This window comes from Streptomyces malachitofuscus, from assembly GCF_055571035.1.
Genome location: NZ_JBVIGA010000021.1, coordinates 67,212 through 90,437, shown reverse-complemented (window position 1 = coordinate 90,437; position 23,226 = coordinate 67,212). Strand labels below are relative to the sequence as shown.

Here is a 23,226-nt window from a genome sequence, read left to right as displayed (position 1 = left end):
TCTCCCGGGGGTGGGTTTGTTCCACCCCATCCGAAAGGGGAGGAAGGAGGAGACCGCCCCATAAGAACCCGCCCCCCAAAAAAGGCCCCCCCGCCCCGGTCCTTGACCGGGGCGGCGCCGTTCGTGCAGGGACTACTTCAGCCCGGACGTCTTGACCGACTCCACGATCTGCCGCTGGAAGGCGAAGAACAGGATCAGCATCGGGAGCGCCGCGATCGTCGCCGCCGCCAGGATGTAGTTCCAGTTGGAGCTGTACTGCGTCTGGAACGAGGCGATGCCGAGCTGGACCACCGTCAGGTCCTGGTCACTGGTGGCGACCAGCGGCCAGACGAAGGCGTTCCAGTTGGCCAGGAAGAAGAAGATCGCCAGTGCCGACAGGATCGGCCGGGACATCGGAAGCACGATGTTCCAGTACACCCGCCAGTGACCGCAGCCGTCGATCACCGCGGCCTCCTCCAGTTCCTTCGGCAGCCCCAGGTAGAACTGGCGCAGCAGGAAGATGCCGAAGGCGTTGAAGATCGCCGGGATGATCAGACCGGCGTAGCTGTCCAGCATGCCCAGCTCACGCACGACCAGGAACAGCGGGATCAGCACCACGGGCGCCGTGACCAGGAGCGTCGCGAAGATCGCGCCGAACAGCTTGTCGCGACCCGGGAAACGGAGCCGGGCCAGCGCGTACGCGGCCATCGAGTGGAAGAACAGCGCCACCACGGTGATCACCGCGGGGATGAAGAAGCTGTTCCACAGATAACGGGCGAACGGCACCTCCGTGAAGACGTACACGAAGTTGTCGAAGGTGAAGTCCGTGGGGATCAGCTTGCCGTCGGTGACGGTGTCCCGTGTCTTGAAGGACGAGGTGAGCATCCACAGCACGGGCAGGACGCTGATCAGTGTCACGACGACGGCGAGGACCGTCAGTCCGGTGCGGGAGGAGAACGGCCGGCGCCGGCCGCTCGCCTGCGTCGCCATGGTGTCACTCGCCATCGTCGAACCTCCCGCCCCTGGTGAACTTGAAGATGACCGCGGAGACGACGACCATGATCAGCACCAGGAACGAACCCATGGCCGACGCATAGCCGTACTCACCGAAGCCGAAGGCCTGCTGGTAGATGTAGAAGATCGCCAGCGAGGTGCCGTTGGCGGGACCGCCGTTGGTCAGGACGAAGATCAGGTCCAGGCCCCCGGTGATGGCGGCGACCGTCGACATCAGCAGCACGAAGAAGCTGGTGGGACGGAGCAGCGGCCAGGTGATCGTGCGGAACGTGGTCCACGGTCCCGAGCCGTCGAGCTTCGCGGCCTCGTAGTACTCCGTGGGGATCTCCTGCAGACCCGCCAGGAAGATGATCATGTAGTAGCCCATCATCACCCACACCATGACGGCGATGACACAGGCGAGGGCGAGGGCGAGGGAGGGGCTGCCGAGCCAGGACTCGCCGTCCAGGCCGGCCGCCCGCATGGCCCGGTTGACCGCGCCGGTCTGCTCGTCCAGCAGGAACTTCCACAGCACGCCGACCACCACGAGACTGATCACGTACGGCATGAAGAGCACCGTGCGGTACACGCCCATGCCGGGCAGCTTCTGCTTGACCAGCAGGCCCAGGGCCAGGCTCACGCAGAACAGCACGGGGACGAGGATCACCACGTACAGGCCGGTGATCTTCATGGAGTCCCAGAAGAGCGGGTCGTTCATCATCCGCTCGTAGTTGCCGAGCCCGATCCACTCGTAGCTGCCGAAGCCGCTGACCTGGTAGAAGCTCAGGACCACGGACAGCACCATCGGGACGGCGACGAAGACCAGCAGTCCGAGGACGTCGGGGGCGAGGAACAGGCCGGCGGCCAGCCATTCGCGGTGCTTGCGGCTCCTGATTCGCCCCGGGGAGGCGGCCGGCGCCTGCGCCGGGGCCGTGCCGGCGGACCGTCGGTCCTGTGCGGCGACGCTGCTCATATCAGGCTCGCCCCCTTGTAGCTCTTGGTGTAGGCCTCGATGGACCGGGCGGCCCGTTCCGTGGCGCCGTCGACGCCGTGACCGGCCAGCATGGTCCCCTGGATGGCGTCGGAGATCGCCTTGTAGACGACCGGGGGATAGCGCGGCTCCGCGCGGCCGCCCGGGAAGATCTCGTCCTTGAACTTCTTCATGATCTCGGAGTCGTAGCCGCCCTTGGCGGCGCCCCGCTCCAGGGCCGTGGCGCGCGGCGCCACATCGGACTTGGCGCCGGTGCACCAGTCGACCATGCGGTTGATGGAATCGTCCTTCATGGATCCCAGCGCCCAGACGCAGAACTCCGCCGCGGCCTCGGGGTTGCGCCCCTGGGCGTTGGCGCAGAACGACCAGCCGCCCAGGGTGGTGACGTACTCGCCGCCGTCGGGAACGGGCAGCTTGAACACGCCGTACTCGTAGTCGGGCGCGAACGCCTTGAAACTGGACACCTGCCAGATGCCCTGCTGCCACATGGCGACGTTGCCCGCCTTGAAGCCACCGATCACATCGCCGGCCGCGGGCAGGGTGCGGGGCGTGATGCCGTGCCGCACGGCGTCCTGCCAGAAGGACAGGGCCCGCCGCGTGGCCCTGGAGTCGAAGGCGACGTTGCCCCGCTCGTCGAGGACGTCGCCTCCGCCCTGCCACATCCACGGGTACCAGGTGAAGTTCTGGTAGTAGCCCGGGTTGGTCTCGAAGACGAGGCCGGCCGTGGTCTTCGAGCGCAGCTTGTCGCCGATGTCGAGCATCTGGTCCCAGGTGGTGGGGATGTCGGCCTCGGACAGGCCGGCCTTCTCCCAGATGCTCCGGGAGTAGAACATGGCCAGCGGCTCGATCTCCATGGGGAGGGCGTAGACCTTGCCGTCTACCTTGCGGCTGTCCAGCGCGGAGCCGTAGTCGTCGATGGCCGCCTGCTCCATGTGCGGAGTGAGGTCCTCCAGGACGCCGCCGTTGTAGTAGCGCAGGAAGTCGCCGGGGGAGAGCATGAAGATGTCGGGGCCCTCGCCGGTGGCGAAGGCGGACGGCAGCTTGAACCCGTTGAGATAGGTCGGCTGCGGCAGATGGACGAGCTCGATCTGCTGCTTGTGGGTGGCGTTCCACTGGTCGACCATGTCGACGAACCACTTGGACTGCGCGTTGATCGCCGGGTCGGGCGAGCGCTGGGGCCCGTAGAAGTTCCAGAACTGGAGGTTGCCTCCCTTCGCCTGTGCGGTGCCGCAACCGGTGAGCAGCGCGGGGGACGCCACCGCGGCTCCCGCACCCGCCATGGCGGTGAGGACGCGGCGGCGCGGGACGCCGGGGGACGTGGCCGGGTGCCCGGCTTCGTTGCCGTGCTGGAGCATGCGTGCGCTCCTGTCGGAGTGGGATGGGGCCGTGTGAGGAAGAGCGGAGCCTGGGGGGCGGGCCGCGGGCGGCCGGCCCTCGCGTGCGGAGGACCGGCCGCCCGGCGGACGGAACCGCGATGACCGGCGTGTGCCGCCGGTTGTCCGTGAGCGACGTGCCGTACGACGACGGTCAGTCGACTTCGAGGGTGAGCAGATCCGGCGTGGCCGGGAGGGACGCCGAGCTCGGGGCGTCCAGGTAGAACAGCGAGGTGCTGGCGATGTCGTCGCTGGTGTGCCGGTAGCGGTGCGGCAGGCCGTTGCCCTGGCCGGGACCGATGCCGAGGCTCTGCACGGTGACGCGGAGGTCCTCGGCGAAGCGGATCGGGTCCAGGACGTGCCAGCGGTACATCCCGAAACGCTGCTGGCTGCTGTACAGCCCGTCAGGACGCAGGATCTGGTTCAGGCCCAGATACGGCGTGGTGTACGCGGTGTAGCCCTGACCGGGCACGTCGAAGTTCCACGCGCCGCCGAAGTAGTCCTCGGTGCCGGTGCCGCAGATCGTCGGGTAGGCGTCGTCGCCGTCGAGGAAGAACTTCAGCTCGCCCTCGCCCCACCAGCCCGGGCTGTTGACACCCCAGGCCAGGTACGTACCGACATAGCTGCCGGCGCCGGTGACGCCGTCGAGCAGCGTGTGCTCCTCACCGAACGGCACCGGGTGGCTGCGCCGCCACTGGGCGTGGAAGTAGGACGCGTCGTCGCCGACCTCGTCCAGCTCGTAGTCCACCTGGTAGTAGAGCGTGACCTTCTCGGCGGTCAGGTTCTCCAGCGTGATGCGCGCCTTGCGGCGGAACGGCATGGGCCAGTAGGCGTTGAAACCGCCGTTGGGGTTGGCCGCGACGGGCACGGACGACACCTGGCTGAAGGTGTTCCAGCCGTTGCAGAAGAAGTCGCCGAGCGGGACCTCGACGGCCGGGGTCTCCTCGCCCTCCCAGTACATGCGCAGCAGGGTGCCGCGCCACGCCCGGTGCGGGTCGGTGGTGCACCACAGATGGCGGATGGTGCCGGGACCGTCGATGTCCGCGAGCACCGCCGTCTCGCCGGCGGCGATGTCGATGCTGGGGGAGATCTTCCAGCCCGGCCCCAGCCGGCTCGCCGCCACCGCTCCGGTGCCCTCGGTGGCACGGCCGCCGCCGGACTTGGCGCCGGTGAAGTTCTCGGCGCTGATGGAACGGCTCACGGCACGCGTCCTGCGCGAGATGCCGTCGAGTCCAAAGGTCGTCATCGTGTCTTGCCTTCAGTGGGTGGGGTTGCGGTGCGCCGGGCACCCTACAGATGGTGGCGCTCGGACGAGGTGCGTCGAAGCGTCGGCGATCACCTCTGAAATCCATTTCACCGAAACGTAGGACGGGTCCCCAGGGGTGTCAAGAGGTGAGACGCGAGGTCGCTTGCCGACATCTCCACACGCTGCTGACGTGCCGCATTCCGGAGTAGCTGGCACTTCCGCGTGCTCCCTTGACGCTGAAATCGATTTCTGCAAGGTTGCTCGTCATGGGCAACGCAGTCATCGGTGTGGACATCGGCACCTCGAGCAGCAAGGGCGTCCTCGTCGGCCTCGACGGCACGCTGATCCGTTCCGCCGTACGGGAGCACACCCCCGCCAGACCGGGACCCGGCCGCTTCGAGATGGACGCCTCGGTGTGGTGGGACGAGTTCACCGCACTGGCCCGGGAACTGACCGAGACCGCTGACACCACCGTCGTCGCCGTCGGGGTCAGCGGCATGGGCCCCTGCGTCCTGCTGACCGACGAACACGACACGCCGCTGCGCCCCGCGATCCTCTACGGCGTGGACACGCGCTCGGTCGCCCAGATCCGGCGCATCGAGGAGCAGCTCGGCGCCGAGGAGATCATCCGGCGCGGCGGCTCCGCCCTGACCACCCAGGCCGCCGGACCCAAGATCGCCTGGGTCGCGGAGGAGGAACCCGAGATCTACGGCCGGGCCCGCCGCCTCTACATGCCCAGCTCCTGGCTGGTCCGCAAGCTCACCGGCGCCTACGTCCTCGACCACCACTCGGCCAGCCAGTGCACCCCCCTGTACGACACCCATGCCGGCGACTGGTACGAACCCTGGGCGGCGGAGGTGGCCCCGGGTGTCGAGCTGCCGCCGCTGCGCTGGTCCGGCGAGACGGCCGGCGTCGTCACCGCCGAGGCGGCCCGTGAGACCGGCCTGCCCGCCGGCATTCCCGTCACCACCGGCACCATCGACGCCTGGGCGGAAGCACTCAGCGTCGGAGCGCAGCACACCGGTGACCTGATGCTCATGTATGGCACGACCATGTTTCTGATCCACACCGTGCCCGAGCCGCTCACCAGCGCGTCCCTGTGGGGCACCGTCGGCGCACTGCCCGGCACCCGTAACCTGGCCGGCGGCATGGCCACCTCCGGTGCCGTCACCAACTGGCTGCGCGACCTGTTCGCCGACGCCGACCACGGTGCGCTCACCCGCCTCGCCACCGAGTCCGGCCCCGGTGCCAACGGACTGCTGATGCTCCCGTACTTCTCCGGCGAACGCACTCCCGTCATGGACCCCGACGCCCGGGGAGTGATCGCCGGGCTGACCCTCTCCCACACCCGGGGCGACCTCTACCGGGCCGCGCTGGAAGCCACCGGGTTCGGCGTACGCCACAACATCGAGGGCATCGAGGCGGCCGGCGGCGACATCCGGCGCGTGGTCGCCGTGGGCGGCGGCACCCAGGGCTCGCTGTGGACACAGATCGTCTCGGACATCACCGGGCGCCCGCAGGAACTGCGTGCCGTCACCATCGGGGCGAGCTACGGGGGCGCCCTGCTGGCCGCACAGCTCGTCTCGGCGGTGTCCGTCGACGACTGGAACCCGGTGCGGGAGACGGTGGCCCCTCGGGCGTCGTATGCGGGGTGCTATGACGAGCTGTACGCGCTGTACCGGCGGCTGTACCCGGACACCATGGCGACGGTGCATGCGCTGGCCTCGGTGCAGGAGCGGTGAGTGCTCCGTGTGGGTGCGGGCCGGGGGATGTCTGCGCAGCCCGGCGCCGGCGGGGTGCCTCCCCCACTCTCGACTTCGCTCGAGCGGGAGGTACCCCCACCGCCCACCCGTGCCGCCCCAGCGGCACGACTGCCCGCGGCCGACGAGGTGAGCGACTGCCCGCGGAGCGCGGAAAGCTGCCGACGGCGTGGAGGGGTCGGGGCGGGGGTGTTCGCCCGCAGTGGCCGGCGCGTTCGCGCCCCGCACCTCTCCAAGTGACGTGATCCGCGCCGGTCCGAGGACGGACACCCCCGCCCCGGCCCCGACGTACCCACCCGCCGTGGGCGCCCCCGCGCTCGCCCCGGCCCCGACGTACCCACCCGCCGTGGGCGCCCCCGCGCCCGCCCCGGCCCCGACGTACCCACCCACCGCCCCCGTCCCCCGTGCTCGCCCCACCCCCGCCCCCGAAGACCGACCGACAGAACTCCGCCCGCACCAACCCGGGCCGGACGCACTACCAACGGAGAACGCATGACCGCGTACACCCTGCCCGAGCTCCGCCGGCCGCCGGCCGCCGAGCCGAACACCGTCTACACCGTGGCCAGCGGCGACCTCCGCCCCGCCGCCAACACCACCTGCTGGCCCACCCAGGAGAAGCTGGAGAACGACCTCGCGGCCGCCGTCGCCGACCTCGGCTGGACGGTCCGCCGCGGCCACCCCGTCGACGAGACCAAGGGCCACGGCTTCATCGACAGCCAGCGCGCCGGCATCGAGGTCTTCAAGGACCTGCCCAGGAACGCTCCGCTGATCGTCGTCGAGGCCGTGTGGCAGTACAGCCACCACGTCCTCGCCGGGCTGCGCGACCACGAGGGCCCCATCCTGGTCGTCGCCAACTGGAGCGGCGAGTTCCCGGGCCTCGTCGGCCTGCTGAACCTGGCCGGCAGCCTCACCAAGGCAGGCCGCGACTACTCGGTCCTGTGGAGTCCCGACTTCACCGACACCTGGGCCCGAGACGGACTGCGCACCTGGCTGGAGACGGGTGAGCTCACCCACGACAGCAGCCACGTCCGCCCCCTGCCGCCGCTCCCGAAGGACGCGGAGACCGAACTCGGCACCGCCCTCGCCCGGCAGCTGCGCGAGGAGAAGGCGATCATCGGCGTCTTCGACGAGGGCTGCATGGGCATGTACAACGCCATCATCGACGACGAACTCCTCAACCCCCTCGGCATCTACAAGGAACGCCTCTCGCAGAGCGCCCTCGTCGCCGAGATGAACAAGGTCTCCGACGAGGAGGCCCGGGCCGTCCGTGCGTGGCTGGACGACGCCGGAATGACGTTCCACACCGGCACCGACGAGGCCACCGAACTCACCGACGCCCAGCTGCTCAGCCAGTTCAAGATGTACATAGCCGCGCTGCGCATCTCCGACGACTTCGGGCTCGACGCGGTCGGCATCCAGTACCAGCAGGGCCTCAAGGACACCGTCCCGGCCAGCGACCTCGCCGAGGGCCTGCTGAACAACGTGCAGCGTCCGCCCGTACGCAGCCGCGACGGCGCCCGCGAGCTGTACCCGGGCGCGCCCCTGCCGCACTTCAACGAGGTCGACGAGGGCGTCGCCGTCGACTCCCTGGTCACCAACCGGATCTGGACGGCGATGGGCCTGGACCCGGCCACCACGCTGCACGACATCCGCTGGGGCGAGGAGTACGAGGGCCGGTTCGTCTGGGTCTTCGAGATCTCCGGCTCCGTCCCCGCCTCCCACAACGGCGGCTACGACAAGTCGTACAGCATGCGCCAGCCCCCGATGTTCTTCCCCCTCGGCGGCGGCACCCTCAGCGGTGTCTCCAAGCCCGGGGAGATCGTCTGGTCGCGCGTGTTCCTCATGGACGGCCGACTTCACGTCGACCTCGGCCGGGCGAGCGCCGTCGAACTGCCGGAGGAGGAGACCCGGCGCCGGCTCGACGCCACCAACCACCAGTGGCCGATCATGCACGCGGTCCTGCACGGCGTCACCCGCGACCAGTTCATGGCCCGCCACCGCGCCAACCACCTCAACGTCGCCTACGCCCCCGACGCGGAGACCGCCGACAAGGCACTGCGCGCCAAGGCCGCCCTCTTCGCCGAGCTGGGCGTCGAGGTGCACCTGTGCGGAGACGTGCCCCTGTGAACCACACCTTGGCGTCGCGGCGGGCGCACCGCCGAACCCGCGCACCGGGGCGGGAAAACCCGCCTGACACAGCGTGACGCGAGGGCTATGCTCGCCGCGATGACCACTCACTCCGTGTACAGAATGGGGGTCCCGTCCACGCAAGGTGAGTGCTGATGCACCCACCCGCACCGGACGGGAACTCCCGCCTTTCCTTCTGGCCGCGCGTGCGCGCCTACGCCGTGCCGGCCTCCATGATCGAGACCGCGACCGCCCGCCGAGGCGTCGGCGACTGGGCGGGCGCATGCGCCGCCGCGAGCGTGGACGTCGACCTGCGCCTGCGCGATCTGGCCCGCACCCACGGCAGGGAACTCGCGGCCCAAGTCCGCTCGGACCTCCGTCACTTGGCGCCCGACCTGCTGCGCTGGCACATGCCGAGAGTCGCCCCGGACGGACTGCTGCGCCCCGGCCTGACCGTCGCCCTGGCCCGCTACGACGCGACGGGGCCGGACGGGCCGTGCCCGGTTCATCTGGTGGTCCGGACCCCGCCCGCGTGGGCGGACGGCGGCCAGCGCATGAGCCTCACGCTGTGGGACGGCGCGCGGCTGCGGAACGGCGCCCGCATGCATCCGCATCCGCGGCCCGGCCCGCGGTTCCGGCTCGACCTCCACCGTCACCTGTGGGACGCACGCCACGCGCACGAACTGCGGCACCGCGCCGGCGCCGACAGGCCGAACGCCGACAGCCCCGAGGCGGGGGAGGCGGTGTCGTCCGGGCTGCTTCCGCCGGGCCACCGCTGCGCCGTGGACCGCTGGGCGGACGAGGCCCGGACCGTGCTCCGCGACGCGGGGCGCACCTCCGGCGCCGTGGTCGTGCGGGCCGGGGCCGGGCACCGGCTGGTCCTCACCCTGCCCGGCGACGGCGGCGGATCCGCTCCGTACACCCTGCGGACCGGGCCGCCACACACCGCACCAGCGGCGCCGGCGCCGCCCGTCCTGCCGGATGCCGCGACCCACGTCCTCCCCGACCTCCGACTGCTCCGGGCCGGTGCGATCGAGGCGGGGCGACTGCATCCCCTGGTCGCCTCCGCGCTCGTACCCGGCCACACGGCGACCGGACCGCCGCCGGTACCGGATCCCGGGCAGCCGCACCTCGTGGACTGCCGCGGAGCACGGCACCGGATCGGCCTGGTCGACGGCGTGCTGGTCCCCCTGGACCACGCCGAGGACGAGATCCGGCGGGAGGAACTGCTGGCCGAACTGACCGGAACACCGCTGCCCTGCCTGCAGACCATCGACCGCGCGCACCGGCGACCGGACTGCCTCACCGGCGTACGCGAACGGCTGGACCACGGAGACATCACCGGCGCCCTGGCCGTCGTCGAGAACCTGCTCGGCCCCAACGCGCGGTTGCGCGGCGGCCCCCTGCGGGACGAACTCGAAGCGGCCGCGCTGCGGCGGCTCGAGCACGGGCTGTACCGGTCCGGCCTCGCCGGACCCGCGGACCACCGGGTCGCTCCCGCGCGCGCCCGGCCCGGCGACCGCCGTGCCCGTCCCCGCCACGCGACCTTCAGCTGACCCCCGGGGAACGCGCGTCCCCCGCACCCGCCGCCCACTTCACACACCCACAGGTGATGCCCCGTGCCCGCACCCGCCCTCACCGCCGGCTCCCGGCTCCACGTCGCCGGCGACCTGCTCACCCTCCTGCGCGACACCACCACCGAACCACGCCCCGACATCCAGCTGGAGGCGCTCACCCTCGCCGTCGCCGCCGACCTGCCCGTCCTGCTCTGGGGCGAGCCAGGAATCGGCAAGACCGCCGCGCTCACCCAGCTGGCCACCGCCCTCGACCTGCCCCTGACCACCGTGATCGCCAGCGTGCACGAGCCGTCCGACTTCTCCGGACTGCCCATCGTCGGGGACGACCCCGCCGAGCAGGGCGTCCCCATGGCCCCGCCGGACTGGGCGGTACGCCTGGTCCGGGCCGGCCGGGGCCTGTTGTTCCTGGACGAACTGTCCACCGCCCCGCCCGCCGTGCAGGCCGCCCTGCTGCGGCTCGTGCTCGAACGGCGCATCGGCGCACTCCGCCTGCCACCCGGCGTACGGATCGTCGCCGCCGCCAACCCGCGCGCCTCGGCGGCCGACGGCTGGGAGCTCAGCCCACCGCTGGCCAACCGGTTCGTGCATCTGAACTGGACCCACGATCACGAGGTCGTCGTCCGCGGCCTCGGCGGGACCTGGCCCCGTGCCACACTGCCCCGGCTCGACCCGCGGAAGCTCCCCGAGGCGGTGTCCTTCGCCCGCCGGGCGGTGTGCGAGTTCCTCACCGCCCGGCCCCCGCTGGTGCACCGGCTGCCCAACGGCGAAACACGCCGGGGCGGCCCCTGGCCCTCGCCGCGCAGCTGGGAGATGACCCTGCACCTGATCGCCTTCGCGACCGCCGCCGGATCCTCCCGCGACGTCCTCTCGCTGCTGGTCCGGGGCACCGTCGGTGACGGTCCGGGCCTGGAACTGCTGGCGAGCCTGGACCGGATGGACCTGCCCGACCCCGAGGTGCTGCTCGCCGACCCGGCGGGCGCCGAGCTGCCCGAGCGGGGCGATCTGCGTCAGGCCGCGCTGGACGCGGTGGTGGCCGCCGTGCGCGCCCGCCCGGAGAAGTCCCGCTGGGACGCCGCCTGGGCGCTCCTCGCCCGCGCCGTCGACACCGGGGCGCCCGACCTGGTCGTCGTCCCCGCGACCACCCTCGCCGCCCTGCGCCGGGAGGACTGGGACGTACCGGCGACGATCGAACGGCTCACCGGGGCCGTGTCGCTGTCCCGGCGCGCCGACCGCGCCGCGGCCCGGGCGGAGGCGGGCCGATGACCGGGCACCCCGCGGCGACCACCGCCCCCGCGCTCGACCTCGGCAAACTCCTCGCCGCCCGGCTGCAGGCCGCCCGCGCCCGGCCCTACCTCGCCACGGCCCTGTTCGCGCTGCACCCCGTCGAGTCCCTGGTCGTCCCCACGATGGCCGTCGACCGGCACTGGCGGTGCTACGTCTCGCCGGTGTTCGTCGACGCCACGCCCGTGGAGGAACTGGCCGGCGTCTGGGTGCACGAGGTGTCCCACCTGCTGCGCGACCACCACGGACGCAGCGACCGGGTGGCCCGCGAGCGCGGACTGAACGGCCCGGGGGAGCGGTTGCGGATGAACATCGCCGCCGACTGCGAGATCAACGACGACGTGTACGGGGACGGGCTGCGACCCCCCGACGACGTGATCCTCCCGGAGACGCTGGGGCTGGAGCCCGGCGAGTTGATGGAGGACTACCTGCGCCAGTTCCGGCTGGGCCCGTACACCCAGGGCATGGTCTGGCTGGACTGCGGAAGCGGCGCCGACGGGCTCGAACGGGATTGGGACCTGGGCCCGGACGGTGCGCACGGCCTCACCGACCAGGAACGGGACGCGGTCCGCTTCCGGGTGGCGCAGGGCATCACGGCCCGGCCGGGCAACGCGCCGAAGCGGTGGCGGCGTTGGGCGGAGGAGGCGTTCCACCCGCCCCAGCCCTGGCGCGAGCTGCTGGGTGCCGCGCTGCGCTCCGCCGTCTGCGGCTCCGGCGCGGGCGACGACTACAGCTACGGCCGGCCGGCGCGACGGTCGGCCGGGGTACCCGGCGCCGTGCTGCCGAGCCTGCGGCGTACACCGCCCCGGGTGTCGGTCGTCATCGACACCTCGGGCTCCGTCAGCGACGCCGAACTGGGCGGTGCGCTGCTGGAGGTCACGGCGATCTCCCGCGCGGTGGGCGGCCGCAGCGACATGGTCTCCGTGGTGCCGTGCGACGCGGCGGCCCATGACGTGCACCGACTGTGCCGCGCCGAGGGGATTCCGCTGGTGGGCGGCGGCGGCACGGACCTGCGGACCGGTTTCGCCAGAGCGCTCTCCTCGCGGCCCCGCCCGGATGTCCTCGTCGTCCTCACCGACGGCCAGACGCGCTGGCCGGGTTCACGGCCCCCGTGCCGGACGGTGGTCGGCCTCTTTCCCCGGCAGCCCTCCCGCAGTTCCTGGAGTGAGGAGAACCCGGACCACGTACCGCACTCCCCGCCCGACTGGGCACGCGTGGTGACCATCGGCGGGGGACCGGTGGCGGGCTGAGGGTGTGGTGCAGGCACCCGTCGGCCCGTAGCAAATGCCGCCCGTCCGCCGCGAGTTGATGTGCGAGACTGATGATCATCAGCGACCGTGAACCACCCGTGGGACGGAGCCCCTCATGTCGGTGAACACCCCCGAACCTCCGCAGATCGACACCAGCAAGGCGCACCCCGCACGGGTCTACGACTGGCTGCTGGGCGGCAAGGACAACTATCCGGTGGACGAGGCGGTGGGGGAGAAGCTGCCGCCCGAGGCGCGCGACGGGGCGCGGCAGAACCGTCAGTTCATGAACCGGGCCGCGGCCTGGCTCGCGGGCCAGGGCATCGACCAGTTCCTGGACATCGGCACGGGCATACCCACCGAGCCGAACCTGCACCAGATCGTGCAGGGCATGGTCCCCCACGCGAGGGTCGTCTACACGGACAACGATCCGATCGTGCTGCGGCACGCCGAGGCGCTGCTGGTCAGCAGCCTGGAAGGAATCACCGACTACATCCAGGCCGACGTGCGCCGCCCGGGCGGGATCATCGAGCACGCGCGCGAGGTGCTCGACTTCGACCGCCCGATCGCACTGTCCCTGATCGCGCTCATGCATTTCATCCCCGACGACCAGGACCCCCACGGCATCGTCGGCGAGCTGCTCGCCGCGCTCCCGTCCGGCAGTTACCTGGTGCTGTCGCACGCCGCTTCCGACCGTCTGACGGAGCTGGCCGAGCAGGTCACCGCCGAGTACGCCCGGGCGGGCATCCGCCTCGGTTTCCGCACCCGTGAGGGGGTGGCCCGCTTCTTCGACGGCCTGGACCTCGTCGAGCCCGGCCTGGTGACGGCACCGGAGTGGTTCCGGTCGTCTCCCGCGCCGGAGCCCGAGGACAGCGGCATCTACGCCGGGGTGGCACGTCTGGGCTGACACGCCCGCGCGACCACCACCGCTCAACGGTCGGCCGCGGAAAGCACCTCCGCGGTCCCGGGATGCAGCCCCCTGTTGCGACCGCAGACTGGGCGAATGAGTTGCCCCGTCCCCAGAGCCCGGCGCGGCCGCGCCCGATGCCCCGTCGGCGGTGCGGCGGCCATGCTGTTCGCGTGTCGACGACGTTCATCGACCAGACGAACGTGGCCATCGCGGCGCCGGACATCGTCCACGGACTCGGCCTGTCCTCCTCCGGCATGCAGCGCCTCACCCAACCGGGCCGCCCTCTTCCTGCTGTACTTCTTCGCGGGTTTCGCCCTCGCCTTTCCGTGGGGCGGGCGCATCCTCGACAAGCGCGGGGCGCGGCCCGCACCGAAGCTGGGAACCGCGCTCGGGGCCGTCGGCTTCGCGCTCCGGGCGGGCGAGCCGACCGACCTGTCGATGCACGACCAGCGGCCCTGTGCGGCCCTCGCCGGCGCGGCCGTCGGCTTCGTCCTCGCCCCGGCCTCCACGCACGCCGTCAACCGGGCCATCGGCGCCTCCTACGGCGAGGTGACGGGCATCACCCAGACCGTCCGCCACTACGCGGCGAGCGTGGGCCCGGCCGTCTTCGGAACCGTCCTCACCCATGTCACCACCGACGAGGTCGTCACCACCCTGCGGGCGCGGGGGCCGCCGCAGGACGAGACCCGGGACGTCGCACGTCAGGTCACCCAGGCCGTCACGGGAGGCGGTGACACCCGGGTCCCCGAAGCAGAGGGTGCGGCCTCCGCAGCCCTGCGGGAGACCATGGCGGCGGTGCGCATGGACTTCGCCGAGGCCAACCAGTGGGTGTCCTACGGCATGGCGATCGCCCTCGGCATCGCCTTCCTCTGCGCCCTGCGCCATCCGGGCGGCCGGGTCACGCCCACGACTCCCTGATACGGGTTCGACCGCGCCGTGTTAGTGTCGCTCTCGTTGTAGCCGTGGTCATCGACAGGCCGCAGGGTCGGCAGAACCGCCCCTACGCCATGGTCCCGTCTCATGAACCGGGCGGAACAGCCGACGTGACCCCCTCGTTCTCCGGCTCGTTCTTGCAATTCCCTGCGTTGTACCACTGCGGCGGACATTCCTTGATACGTGCCACATCAAGGAAGGTTCCACTTGACACAGGCACGCGCGAACAAGCGAACGGCCCGCACCCGCTCCGGCGGTCAGGGTGCCGGACAGGGCGGCGGCCGTAGGGGTGCCCCGGCCGATCGCATCGGTGCGCAGCGGCGTTCCAAGGGCTCCGCGAGCCGCCGGACCCCGGTGACCGGGGAGTTCGCCCTCCCGGTGACCACCACCCCCGCGCTTCCCGCCGTGGACGCCTTCGACGAACTCGCCCTGCCGGGGGAGATCCTGGCCACCCTCCGTGGGGAAGGCGTCACCGAACCGTTCCCCATCCAGGCGGCCACACTGCCGAACTCCCTGGCCGGCCGTGACGTGCTCGGCCGGGGCCGTACCGGTTCGGGCAAGACCCTCGCCTTCGGGCTGGCGCTGCTGGCCCGCACCGCGGGCCGTCGCGCCGAACCCCGGCGCCCGCTTGCCCTCGTCCTCGTGCCCACGCGCGAGCTGGCCGGCCAGGTCACCGACGCGCTGACGCCGTACGCCCGCTCGGTGCGGCTGCGGCTCGCCACCGTGGTCGGCGGACTGTCCATCGGCAAGCAGGCCAGTGCGCTGCGGGCCGGCGCGGAAGTCGTCGTCGCGACGCCCGGGCGGCTCAAGGACCTCATCGACCGCGGGGACTGCGTCCTGGACGAGGTCACCGTCACCGTCCTCGACGAGGCCGACCAGATGGCCGACATGGGCTTCCTGCCACAGGTCACCAGGCTCCTCGACCAGGTGCGGGCCGACGGCCAGCGGCTGCTCTTCTCGGCCACGCTCGACCGCAACGTGGACCAGCTCGTACGGCGCTACCTCAACGACCCGGTGGTCCACTCCGTCGACCCCTCCGCGGGCGCGGTCACGACGATGGAACACCACGTGCTCCACGTCGACGACACGGACAAGCGCCGGACGACGACCGAGATCGCGGCACGGGACGGCCGGGTGATCATGTTCCTGGACACCAAGCACGCGGTGGACCGGCTGACCAAGCACCTGCTGAACAACGGCGTGCGCGCGGCGGCCCTGCACGGCGGCAAGTCGCAGCCCCAGCGCACCCGGACCCTCACCCAGTTCAAGGACGGGCTGGTGACGGTGCTGGTGGCGACGAACGTCGCGGCCCGGGGCATTCACGTGGACAACCTCGATCTGGTCGTCAACGTCGATCCCCCCGGCGACCCCAAGGACTATCTGCACCGCGGCGGACGCACGGCCCGCGCCGGCGAGTCCGGCAGCGTCATCACCCTGGTGACACGCGACCAGCGGCGCGACATCAGCCGGCTGATGGCACAGGCGGGCATCACCCCGCGCATCACCCAGGTGCGGTCGGGAGACGCGGAGCTGAGCCGCATCACGGGCGCCCAGGCCCCCTCGGGCGTTCCGGTCGTCATCGCGGCGCCGGTCGTGGAACGCCCCCGCCGCGCCGCCTCCTCCTCCCGTGGCCGCGGCCGCAACGCCCGGGGCCGCACCAAGCAGGGGCGCGACGCGCAGACACCCGCCGCCGAGGGCGGTACCGCACAGCGCGGCCGCACCTCCGGGGAGCGGCCCGCGCAGGACCGCTCCGCCCAGGGGCGGCGCTCCGGTGAGGCACCGCGCCGCAGGCCACGGACGAAGCCCGCCACGGACCGCGCGGCCTAGCCAGGGCCCCCAGGGCACCACGGCTCCCCACCGCACAGTTGCGGCATGGCGGGAACCAGCCGGACGTGGACCCTTCGACGACTGCCGAAGGGTCCACGGGCTAGCGTCCTCCCATGAACCTTTCCCCGGCGACCGGAGCCGCGGCATGACGCCGGTGGAGATGCTCGGCGTCTTCGCGGCGGGCGTCGGCGCGGGAGCCCTGAACGCGGTCGTCGGTTCGGGCACCCTGGTCACCTTTCCCGTCCTGCTCGCGACCGGACTGTCACCCCTGACCGCCACGGTCTCCAACGCCCTCGGCCTGATCCCCGGTGCCATCAGCGGAGCCATCGGCTACCGGCGCGAGCTGGCCGGCCAGGCCCGCCGCGTCCGCCGGCTCGGCGTCGGTTCGGCCCTGGGCGGAATCGCGGGCGCCACGCTTCTGCTGGCCCTGCCCGCCGAGGCGTTCGAAACCATCGTGCCGGTCCTGGTGGGGCTCGCCCTGGTCCTCGTCGCGCTGCAGCCCCTGATCGGCAGGAAGGTGCGCGGCCGTTCCCGGCCGCAGGGGCGCCCCGCCCGGCGCGACGGCGGATGGCCGCTGTTCACCGGCCTCACCCTGGCCAGTGTCTACGGCGGCTACTTCGCCGCCGCCCAGGGCATCATCTACATGTCGCTGATGGGCCTGGTCCTCGACGAGCCCCTGCAACGCCTCAACGCGGTCAAGAACGTGCTGGTCGCGATCGTCAACACGGTCGCCGCCACCTTCTTCCTCTTCGTCGCCGACTTCGACTGGACGGCCGTCGCGCTCATCGCCGCGGGATCCGCCCTGGGCGGCCAGCTCGGGGCGATGACGGGCCGCAGGTTCAGCCCTGCGGTGCTGCGTTCCCTCATCGTCGTGATCGGATCCGTCGCCCTCGTCCAGTTGCTGCTCCGCTGACCCGGCCGTTCGTACCGGCGCCGGGATTGCTTGTCGTGCACCTTGCAAAGCAAGGCCGGTTCTGGTTCCTTCAGGTTAGGAAACTTTCCTAACCATCCAGTCCCGGACGGAGCCCCCCATGACACCGGCACGTCTCCAGCTACGCCCCGCCGCTGCCGCCGCGGCCCTCGCCAGTGCCCTCGTCCTCACCCTGACAACCGCCCCCGCGGCACCCGCCGCGCCCGCCCCCGAGAGCGCGGACGCCGCCGCCGCGCGGACCGGGGCGGCCGACGCGCGGCTCACGGCACAGATCTCCCGTGCCACGTCGTGGGAGACGGGATACGGCGCCGACGTATCGATCATCAATGACGGCGCCACCGCGGCGGACGGCTGGACCGTCGAGTTCGACCTGCCCGCCGGAACGACGGTCGGCAGCCACTGGTCCGCCACCATGACCCGGCAGGGGCAGCACTACCGCTTCACCAACGTCTCCTACAACGCCACCGTCACCCCCGGTGGCCGGCAGAGCTTCGGCTTCAACGCCCTCGGCACCGGACTGCCCCGGAACTGCACCGTCAACGGCCTGCCCTGCGAAGGCGGCGGCACCACCCCGACCGACCCGCCCACCGATCCGCCGGCGTCCGGCACCCCCGTGGACGTCAACGGACAGCTCGAGGTGTGCGGCACCAAGCTCTGCAACGAGCACGGCAACCCGGTCCAGCTGCGCGGCATGAGCACCCATGGCACCCAGTGGTACGCCCAGTGCCTGACCGACGGATCCCTCGACGCCCTGGCGGAGGACTGGAACGCCGACGTCCTGCGCGTCTCCACGTATGTGCAGGAGGGCGGTTACGAGACCGATCCCGCGCACTTCACGGCCCTGGCCAACTCCCTGATCGAGCAGGCGAGCGAGCGCGGCATGTACGTGATCGTGGACTGGCACATGCTCGACCCCGGCGACCCCATGGCCAACCTCGACAAGGCGCGGAAGTTCTTCACCGACATCGCCCAGCGCAACAAGGGCCGCGACAACATCCTCTACGAGATCGCCAACGAGCCCAGTGGTGTGAGCTGGTCGCGGATCAAGAGCTACGCGGAGCAGATCATCCCGGTGATCCGCAGCGTCGACGCCGACGCCCCCGTCCTGGTCGGCACCCGTGCCTGGTCCTCGCTCGGCGTCTCCGAGGGGGCCGACGAGTCGGAGGTCGTGAACAACCCGGTCGACGCCTCCAACATCATGTACACCTTCCACTTCTACGCCGACTCGCACCGGGACGAGTACCTGGCGGCCCTCTCGCGCGCCGCGGACCGCATCCCCGTGTTCGTCACCGAGTTCGGCACGCAGAACTACGCCGGCGAGGGCGCCGACGACTTCGCCATGTCCCAGCGCTACCTGGACCTGATGGCGGACAAGAAGATCAGCTGGGTCAACTGGAACTTCTCCGACGACCACCGTTCCGGCGCCGTCTTCAACACCGGCACCTGCGCCGACAACGGCCCCTGGACCGGCACGTCCTCGCTGAAGCCCGCAGGCGTCTGGATCCGCGACCGCATCAGGACCCCGGACGGCTTCTCGGCCGACTGAGGCGTCACCCGGCCCCGTCCGGCCGGCGCACGCGCGGGCCGGACGGGGCGCTCGCGCCCTCAGGGCAGGATCGAGTCGACGTAGCCGCCGTCCACCCGCAGCGCCCCGCCGGTCGTGGCGGACGCCTGGTCGGAACTGAGGTAGACGACCATGTTGGCGATCTCCTCCGGCTCGATCAGCCGCTGCAGCAGCGACTGCGGGCGGTGCTCGCGCATGAAGGCGCGCTGCGCCTCGTCCCACGGAAGGTCGCGGTCCACCAGTTCGTGGACGAAGTCCTCCACCCCGCCGGTGTGGGTGGGCCCGGCGACCACCGAGTTCACCGTGACCCCCGTGCCGGCGGCCTGCTTGGCGAACCCGCGGCTCACGGCGAGCAGCGCGGTCTTCGACATGCCGTAGTGGATCATCTCGGCGGGCGTGACGATCGCCGAGTCGCTGGCGATGTACTGGACGCGCCCCCAGCCGCGCCCGGTCATGCCCGGCAGGAACAGCCGCGTCAGCCGGACGGCGGCCAGGACGTTGACCTCGAAGTAGCGGCGCCACTCCGCGTCGGTGATCTCCAGTGGGTCGGCGGCGCCGAAGACGCCGAGGTTGTTGACGAGGATGTCCACCTGCGACAGCGTGTCGGCGACCTTTCCGGCGCCCGCCTCGGTGGTCACGTCCGCGGCGACCGGCACCACATCGGCGCCGGGCACCTCCCGTTCGACGGCGGCGGCACCCTCCCGTACGCGGTCGGCGGAGCGCCCGTTCACGGCGACCCGGGCGCCGGACCGCGCGAGTCCGGTGGCGATCGCCGCACCGATGCCCTGGGTGGAACCGGTGACCAGCGCTGTTCGGCCCGTCAGATCGATCTGCACGTCGTGCGTCCCCTCTGCCTGTATGCGTCGGACGGCGCGCCCGCGAACCCGGTTACCCACGCACGGTAACCGTCCGGGTCCACCGCTCTCCTGGAACTTCTCAGTCGAACCACCGCAAATCCCCCAGGAGGCATACGCTTCTGCTAGGACACAGCTCCGCGGGGCAGACGGCACCCTGACAGCAGAGCGCGCACCTCGAGACGGGAGACCACGTGACGGCCGAGCACTCGGACACGCCGGAAGGCCGTACGGAAGCCGAAGCGGCACCCTCGGGCACGACCGGAGACGATCTGCTCCACGGCCTGGAGGTGGACGTCCGGCGTCCGGAGCGGCCCGTGCTCCTCGACGGGGACGGCAACCCGATCGAGACCTGGCGGGAGAACCACCCCTACGACCGGAGGATCCGCCGGGCGGAGTACGAGCGGACCAAGCGTGTCCTGCAGATCGAACTGCTGAAGATGCAGCGGTGGGTGAAGGACACCGGTCAGCGGATCGTGGTCGTGTGCGAGGGACGGGACGCGGCGGGCAAGGGCGGCACCATCCAGCGGTTCACGGAGCGCCTGAACCCTCGCGGTGCCCGTGTGGTGGCTCTGGAGAAGCCGACCGAGCGGGAGGCCGGGCAGTGGTACTTCCAGCGCTACGTCGCCCATCTGCCGGGCCGTGGCGAGATCGTCTTCTTCGACCGCTCCTGGTACAACCGCGCCGGGGTCGAGCGGGTCATGGGTTTCTGCACCGACGACGAGTACCACAAGTTCCTCGAACAGACGCCGATGTTCGAACGGCTGCTCACCGACGACGGCATCCTGCTGGTGAAGTTCTGGTTCTCCGTCTCACGGGCCGAGCAGCGGACCCGGTTCGCGATCCGCCAGGTCGATCCGGTGCGCCGCTGGAAGCTGTCGCCCATGGACCTCGCCTCCCTCGACCTCTGGGACGACTACACCCAGGCCAAGGTGGAGATGTTCCGGGCCACGGACACCCCCCACGCGCCGTGGACGGTCGTGAAGAACAACGACAAGCGCCGGGGCCGGCTCGAGGCCATGCGCAGCCTCCTCGACCGGTGCGACTACCCGGCCAAGGACCACGGGGCACTGGGCAAGCCGGACCCGCTGATCGTCGGTGCGGCGGACACCCTGCTGGAGGCCGGTGAGGAACCGGCGGTCCTCTCACCGACCCCACTGGCAGGCCCCGGCCACGGACCCGGCAGCCACCCGGAAACCTGACCCGGTCATTCCACCGGCAGTGACACCTCGCCGGAACCCCGCACCTCCGCCCCGCCGGCGATCCGCACCGTGAACGGACGCCCGGTCCCCGAGGCGGTGACCCGCAGGACGTCGCCGTCCCGCCGGACGCGGAACGTCGCGGCCGGCAGCCCCGCCGTGTCCGGCACCGTGACCTCGGCGGTGTAGTCGGGCGCGGCGGGCGGATGCACGAGCAGGACGGGAGCGTCCAGCCAGTCGCCGTCCGGGCGGGAGTCGTCGCCGGCCAGCGGCAGTACGGCGCCTTCCCGGACGTAGAGCGGAAGACTGTCGTAGCCGTGCCGCTCGGTGCGCCAGCACGGGCCGGTGACCCGCTCGCCGCTGAGCAGATGGGTCCAGGTGCCCTCGGGGAGGTACACCTCCACCTCGCCGTCCGCGGTGAACACCGGCGCGACGAGCAGGTCGGGGCCCAGCATGTACTGGCGGTCGAGCGGGCGGCACGCGGGGTCGTGCGGGAACTCCAGCACCATCGGCCGCATCATCGGGACGCCGGTGCGGTGCGCCTCGGCGGCGGTGCCGTACAGATACGGCATCAGGCGATGCTTGAGCAGCGTGAATTGCCGGGCGACGTCGACCGCCCCGTCACCGAACTCCCACGGCACCCGGTACGACGAGGAGCCGTGCAGCCGGCTGTGCGAGGAGAGCAGACCGAAGGCGAGCCAGCGCTTGAAGACGTCGGGGTCGGGTGTGCCCTCGAAGCCCCCGATGTCGTGGCTCCAGAATCCGAAACCGCTCAACGACAGGGACAGACCGCCCCTGAGCGACTCGGCCATCGCCTCGAAGGACGACCAGCAGTCGCCGCCCCAGTGCACCGGGTACTGCTGTCCGCCCGCGGTCGCGGACCGGGCGAAGAGCACCGCCTCGCCCTGGCCGCGCTCCTTCTCCAGGAGTTCGAACACCGTCCGGTTGTACAGATGCGTGTAGTAGTTGTGCATGCGCTCCGGATCGGAGCCGTCGTGCCAGACGACATCGGTGGGGATCCGCTCGCCGAAGTCCGTCTTGAAGCAGTCCACCCCCTGGTCGAGCAGCGCCTTGAGCTTCGACTGGAACCAGGCGCGCGCGTCGGGGCTGGTGAAGTCCACCAGACCCATGCCGGCCTGCCACAGATCCCACTGCCACACGTCGCCGTTCGGGCGGCGCACCAGGTGGCCGAGGGCCTCGGCCTCCTCGAACAGCGGGGACTTCTGGGCGATGTACGGGTTGATCCAGAGGCTGATCCGCAGGCCCTTCTCCTTCAGCCGGTCCAGCATGCCCTCCGGGTCGGGGAAGACGTCCGGGTCCCACTGGAAGTCGCACCACTGGTACTCGCGCATCCAGAAGCAGTCGAAGTGGAACACCGACAGCGGGATGCCGCGCGCGGCCATGCCGTCGACGAACGACGTCACCGTCCCCTCGTCGTAGGAGGTGGTGAAGGAGGTGCTCAGCCACAGGCCGAAGGACCAGGCCGGCGGCAGGGCCGGGCGTCCGGTCAGCGCCGTGTAGCGGCCGAGGACCTCCTTGGGGGTCGGTCCGGCGACGACGTAGTACTCCAGTGACTGGTCCTCGACGCTGAACTGGACCTGGCCGACGGACTCGGAGCCGATCTCGTAGGAGACGGCCCCGGGGTGGTTGACGAAGACGCCGTAGCCGCGGGACGAGAGATGGAACGGCACGTTCTTGTAAGCCTGTTCACTGCTCGTGCCGCCGTCGGCCTGCCAGACGTCGACGGTCTGGCCGTTCCTGACGAACGGGGTGAAGCGCTCGCCGAGGCCGTAGATCTGCTCACCGACGCCGAGCGACAGCCGGGTCAGCACATGGTGTGCTCCCTCGCCGGTGGTGGCGAAGGCCGTGCTCCTGGCGCCGGCGCGGGTCAGTTCCCGTCCGTCCGCGTCGTGGAACGTGAGTCCGAACGGCCCGGTTGCGTCCAGGCGGAGGGTCAGGGGACCGCTGACCAGTTCGGTGACCGAGCCGTCCCGGCGCACCGTGCCCGCGCCGTCCGCCCCGCCGGTGAGCGCGAAGTCGGGGCCCGGACGGCGCCTGCCCGCGTGGTGGGTGACCCGGACTCCGATGACGCCCTCGGCGGGGGAGAAGCACTCGACCGTGAGCAGCGGTGCGTTGAGGGTGTCCCCCCTGCGTGTCACCTTCTTCATGGTGGCATAGCAGGTGAAGCGCTTCGATTCAGGGCGCACTTCGCGCACCTCGGTCGCGTACGAGATCTGCACACCGTCGCGGATGCGCCAGAAGCCGTCGGTGAATTTCATGGTCTTCCTCGCAGGGGGAGGGCGGAAGAGGCCGAAGAGGAATCCTCTGACCAGGAACTATGACAGGAGCCGTGGAACCTGTCACGCCCTGGCGCGAGCAGATCGTGTCGCTGGAGGGCTAGCGCGACCGGCTCCCGCTGACGTATTAGTAATCA

16 protein-coding genes and 1 pseudogene are annotated in these 23,226 nt (G+C 71.3%); 11 read left to right on the top strand and 6 right to left on the bottom strand.

Translation table 11 applies throughout. The features are described from left to right. Positions 1-132 precede the first annotated feature (132 nt). The 4 genes from ACZ44S_RS27750 to ACZ44S_RS27735 form a co-directional block, all read right to left on the bottom strand. Positions 133-984, bottom strand: a complete 852-nt coding sequence (locus ACZ44S_RS27750) for a carbohydrate ABC transporter permease (protein WP_466933641.1) — start codon at positions 982-984, stop codon at positions 133-135. After that, entirely contained in the window at positions 974-1,945 is a 972-nt protein-coding gene (locus tag ACZ44S_RS27745; protein ID WP_466933639.1) for a carbohydrate ABC transporter permease, read from the bottom strand. The genes ACZ44S_RS27750 and ACZ44S_RS27745 overlap by 11 nt, the downstream gene beginning before the upstream one ends. Further along, positions 1,942-3,318 carry an ABC transporter substrate-binding protein gene (locus tag ACZ44S_RS27740; protein ID WP_466933637.1) on the bottom strand — a complete coding sequence of 459 codons (1,377 nt, stop codon included), beginning with the start codon at positions 3,316-3,318 and terminating at the stop codon, positions 1,942-1,944. The genes ACZ44S_RS27745 and ACZ44S_RS27740 overlap by 4 nt, the downstream gene beginning before the upstream one ends. 172 nt (positions 3,319-3,490) lie before the next feature. Next, a complete protein-coding gene (locus ACZ44S_RS27735) occupies positions 3,491-4,582 on the bottom strand; it encodes a glycoside hydrolase family 172 protein (RefSeq protein WP_466933635.1) in 1,092 nt (363 codons plus the stop codon). 266 nt (positions 4,583-4,848) lie between these two features. On the opposite strand from ACZ44S_RS27735, the gene ACZ44S_RS27730 reads away from it, so the two are divergent. The 10 genes and pseudogenes from ACZ44S_RS27730 to ACZ44S_RS27685 all read left to right on the top strand — a co-directional run bounded on the left by ACZ44S_RS27730 (position 4,849) and on the right by ACZ44S_RS27685 (position 18,721). Beyond that, positions 4,849-6,324: an FGGY-family carbohydrate kinase gene (locus tag ACZ44S_RS27730; RefSeq protein WP_466933633.1), complete on the top strand. Its 1,476-nt coding sequence runs from the start codon at positions 4,849-4,851 to the stop codon at positions 6,322-6,324. Between the two features lie 510 nt (positions 6,325-6,834). After that, the gene (locus ACZ44S_RS27725) at positions 6,835-8,469 is read left to right on the top strand and encodes a fucose isomerase (protein ID WP_466933632.1); all 1,635 of its coding nucleotides are present in this window, start codon (positions 6,835-6,837) and stop codon (positions 8,467-8,469) included. A gap of 155 nt (positions 8,470-8,624) precedes the next feature. Beyond that, on the top strand, positions 8,625-10,025 hold the full coding sequence (locus tag ACZ44S_RS27720) for a hypothetical protein (RefSeq protein ID WP_466933630.1): 1,401 nt from the start codon (positions 8,625-8,627) through the stop codon (positions 10,023-10,025). A 63-nt stretch (positions 10,026-10,088) separates the two neighbouring features. Next, complete coding sequence (locus ACZ44S_RS27715) at positions 10,089-11,309, top strand: AAA family ATPase (RefSeq protein ID WP_466933628.1); 1,221 nt, start codon at positions 10,089-10,091, stop codon at positions 11,307-11,309. Beyond that, positions 11,306-12,577: a vWA domain-containing protein gene (locus tag ACZ44S_RS27710; protein ID WP_466933627.1), complete on the top strand. Its 1,272-nt coding sequence runs from the start codon at positions 11,306-11,308 to the stop codon at positions 12,575-12,577. Before ACZ44S_RS27715 ends, ACZ44S_RS27710 begins: the two co-directional genes overlap by 4 nt. A gap of 115 nt (positions 12,578-12,692) precedes the next feature. After that, on the top strand, positions 12,693-13,481 hold the full coding sequence (locus ACZ44S_RS27705; protein WP_466933625.1) for an SAM-dependent methyltransferase: 789 nt from the start codon (positions 12,693-12,695) through the stop codon (positions 13,479-13,481). 261 nt (positions 13,482-13,742) lie between these two features. After that, positions 13,743-14,402 (top strand): annotated as a pseudogene (locus ACZ44S_RS27700) (MFS transporter); the annotation flags it as partial. 222 nt (positions 14,403-14,624) lie between these two features. Next, on the top strand, positions 14,625-16,244 hold the full coding sequence (locus ACZ44S_RS27695) for a DEAD/DEAH box helicase (RefSeq protein WP_466933623.1): 1,620 nt from the start codon (positions 14,625-14,627) through the stop codon (positions 16,242-16,244). Between the two features lie 145 nt (positions 16,245-16,389). Next, positions 16,390-17,157, top strand: a complete 768-nt coding sequence (locus ACZ44S_RS27690) for a sulfite exporter TauE/SafE family protein (RefSeq protein ID WP_466933621.1) — start codon at positions 16,390-16,392, stop codon at positions 17,155-17,157. Positions 17,158-17,275: 118 nt separating this feature from the next. After that, a complete protein-coding gene (locus ACZ44S_RS27685) occupies positions 17,276-18,721 on the top strand; it encodes a cellulase family glycosylhydrolase (protein ID WP_466933619.1) in 1,446 nt (481 codons plus the stop codon). Positions 18,722-18,780: 59 nt separating this feature from the next. Here the strand turns inward: ACZ44S_RS27685 and ACZ44S_RS27680 are convergent, their stop codons facing one another. Then, on the bottom strand, positions 18,781-19,575 hold the full coding sequence (locus ACZ44S_RS27680; protein WP_466933617.1) for an SDR family NAD(P)-dependent oxidoreductase: 795 nt from the start codon (positions 19,573-19,575) through the stop codon (positions 18,781-18,783). Between the two features lie 212 nt (positions 19,576-19,787). On the opposite strand from ACZ44S_RS27680, the gene ppk2 reads away from it, so the two are divergent. Continuing rightward, positions 19,788-20,795, top strand: coding sequence for a polyphosphate kinase 2 (ppk2, locus tag ACZ44S_RS27675; RefSeq protein WP_466933614.1), 1,008 nt, complete (start codon positions 19,788-19,790; stop codon positions 20,793-20,795). Between the two features lie 5 nt (positions 20,796-20,800). Here ppk2 and yicI read toward each other — a convergent pair whose 3' ends face one another. Then, complete coding sequence (gene yicI / locus ACZ44S_RS27670) at positions 20,801-23,071, bottom strand: alpha-xylosidase (RefSeq protein WP_466933612.1); 2,271 nt, start codon at positions 23,069-23,071, stop codon at positions 20,801-20,803. Positions 23,072-23,226: the final 155 nt, after the last annotated feature.

Bases quoted from the DNA above. Each gene is read 5' to 3' on its own strand.
- ACZ44S_RS27705 (WP_466933625.1), top strand. From the start codon at position 12,693: ATGTCGGTGAACACCCCCGAACCTCCGCAGATCGACACCAGCAAGGCG.
- ACZ44S_RS27750 (WP_466933641.1), bottom strand. From the start codon at position 984: ATGGCGAGTGACACCATGGCGACGCAGGCGAGCGGCCGGCGCCGGCCG.
- ACZ44S_RS27740 (WP_466933637.1), bottom strand. From the start codon at position 3,318: ATGCTCCAGCACGGCAACGAAGCCGGGCACCCGGCCACGTCCCCCGGC.
- ACZ44S_RS27745 (WP_466933639.1), bottom strand. From the start codon at position 1,945: ATGAGCAGCGTCGCCGCACAGGACCGACGGTCCGCCGGCACGGCCCCG.
- yicI (WP_466933612.1), bottom strand. From the start codon at position 23,071: ATGAAATTCACCGACGGCTTCTGGCGCATCCGCGACGGTGTGCAGATC.
- ACZ44S_RS27690 (WP_466933621.1), top strand. From the start codon at position 16,390: ATGACGCCGGTGGAGATGCTCGGCGTCTTCGCGGCGGGCGTCGGCGCG.
- ACZ44S_RS27725 (WP_466933632.1), top strand. From the start codon at position 6,835: ATGACCGCGTACACCCTGCCCGAGCTCCGCCGGCCGCCGGCCGCCGAG.
- ACZ44S_RS27735 (WP_466933635.1), bottom strand. From the start codon at position 4,582: ATGACGACCTTTGGACTCGACGGCATCTCGCGCAGGACGCGTGCCGTG.
- ACZ44S_RS27730 (WP_466933633.1), top strand. From the start codon at position 4,849: ATGGGCAACGCAGTCATCGGTGTGGACATCGGCACCTCGAGCAGCAAG.
- ACZ44S_RS27710 (WP_466933627.1), top strand. From the start codon at position 11,306: ATGACCGGGCACCCCGCGGCGACCACCGCCCCCGCGCTCGACCTCGGC.
- ACZ44S_RS27685 (WP_466933619.1), top strand. From the start codon at position 17,276: ATGACACCGGCACGTCTCCAGCTACGCCCCGCCGCTGCCGCCGCGGCC.
- ACZ44S_RS27720 (WP_466933630.1), top strand. From the start codon at position 8,625: ATGCACCCACCCGCACCGGACGGGAACTCCCGCCTTTCCTTCTGGCCG.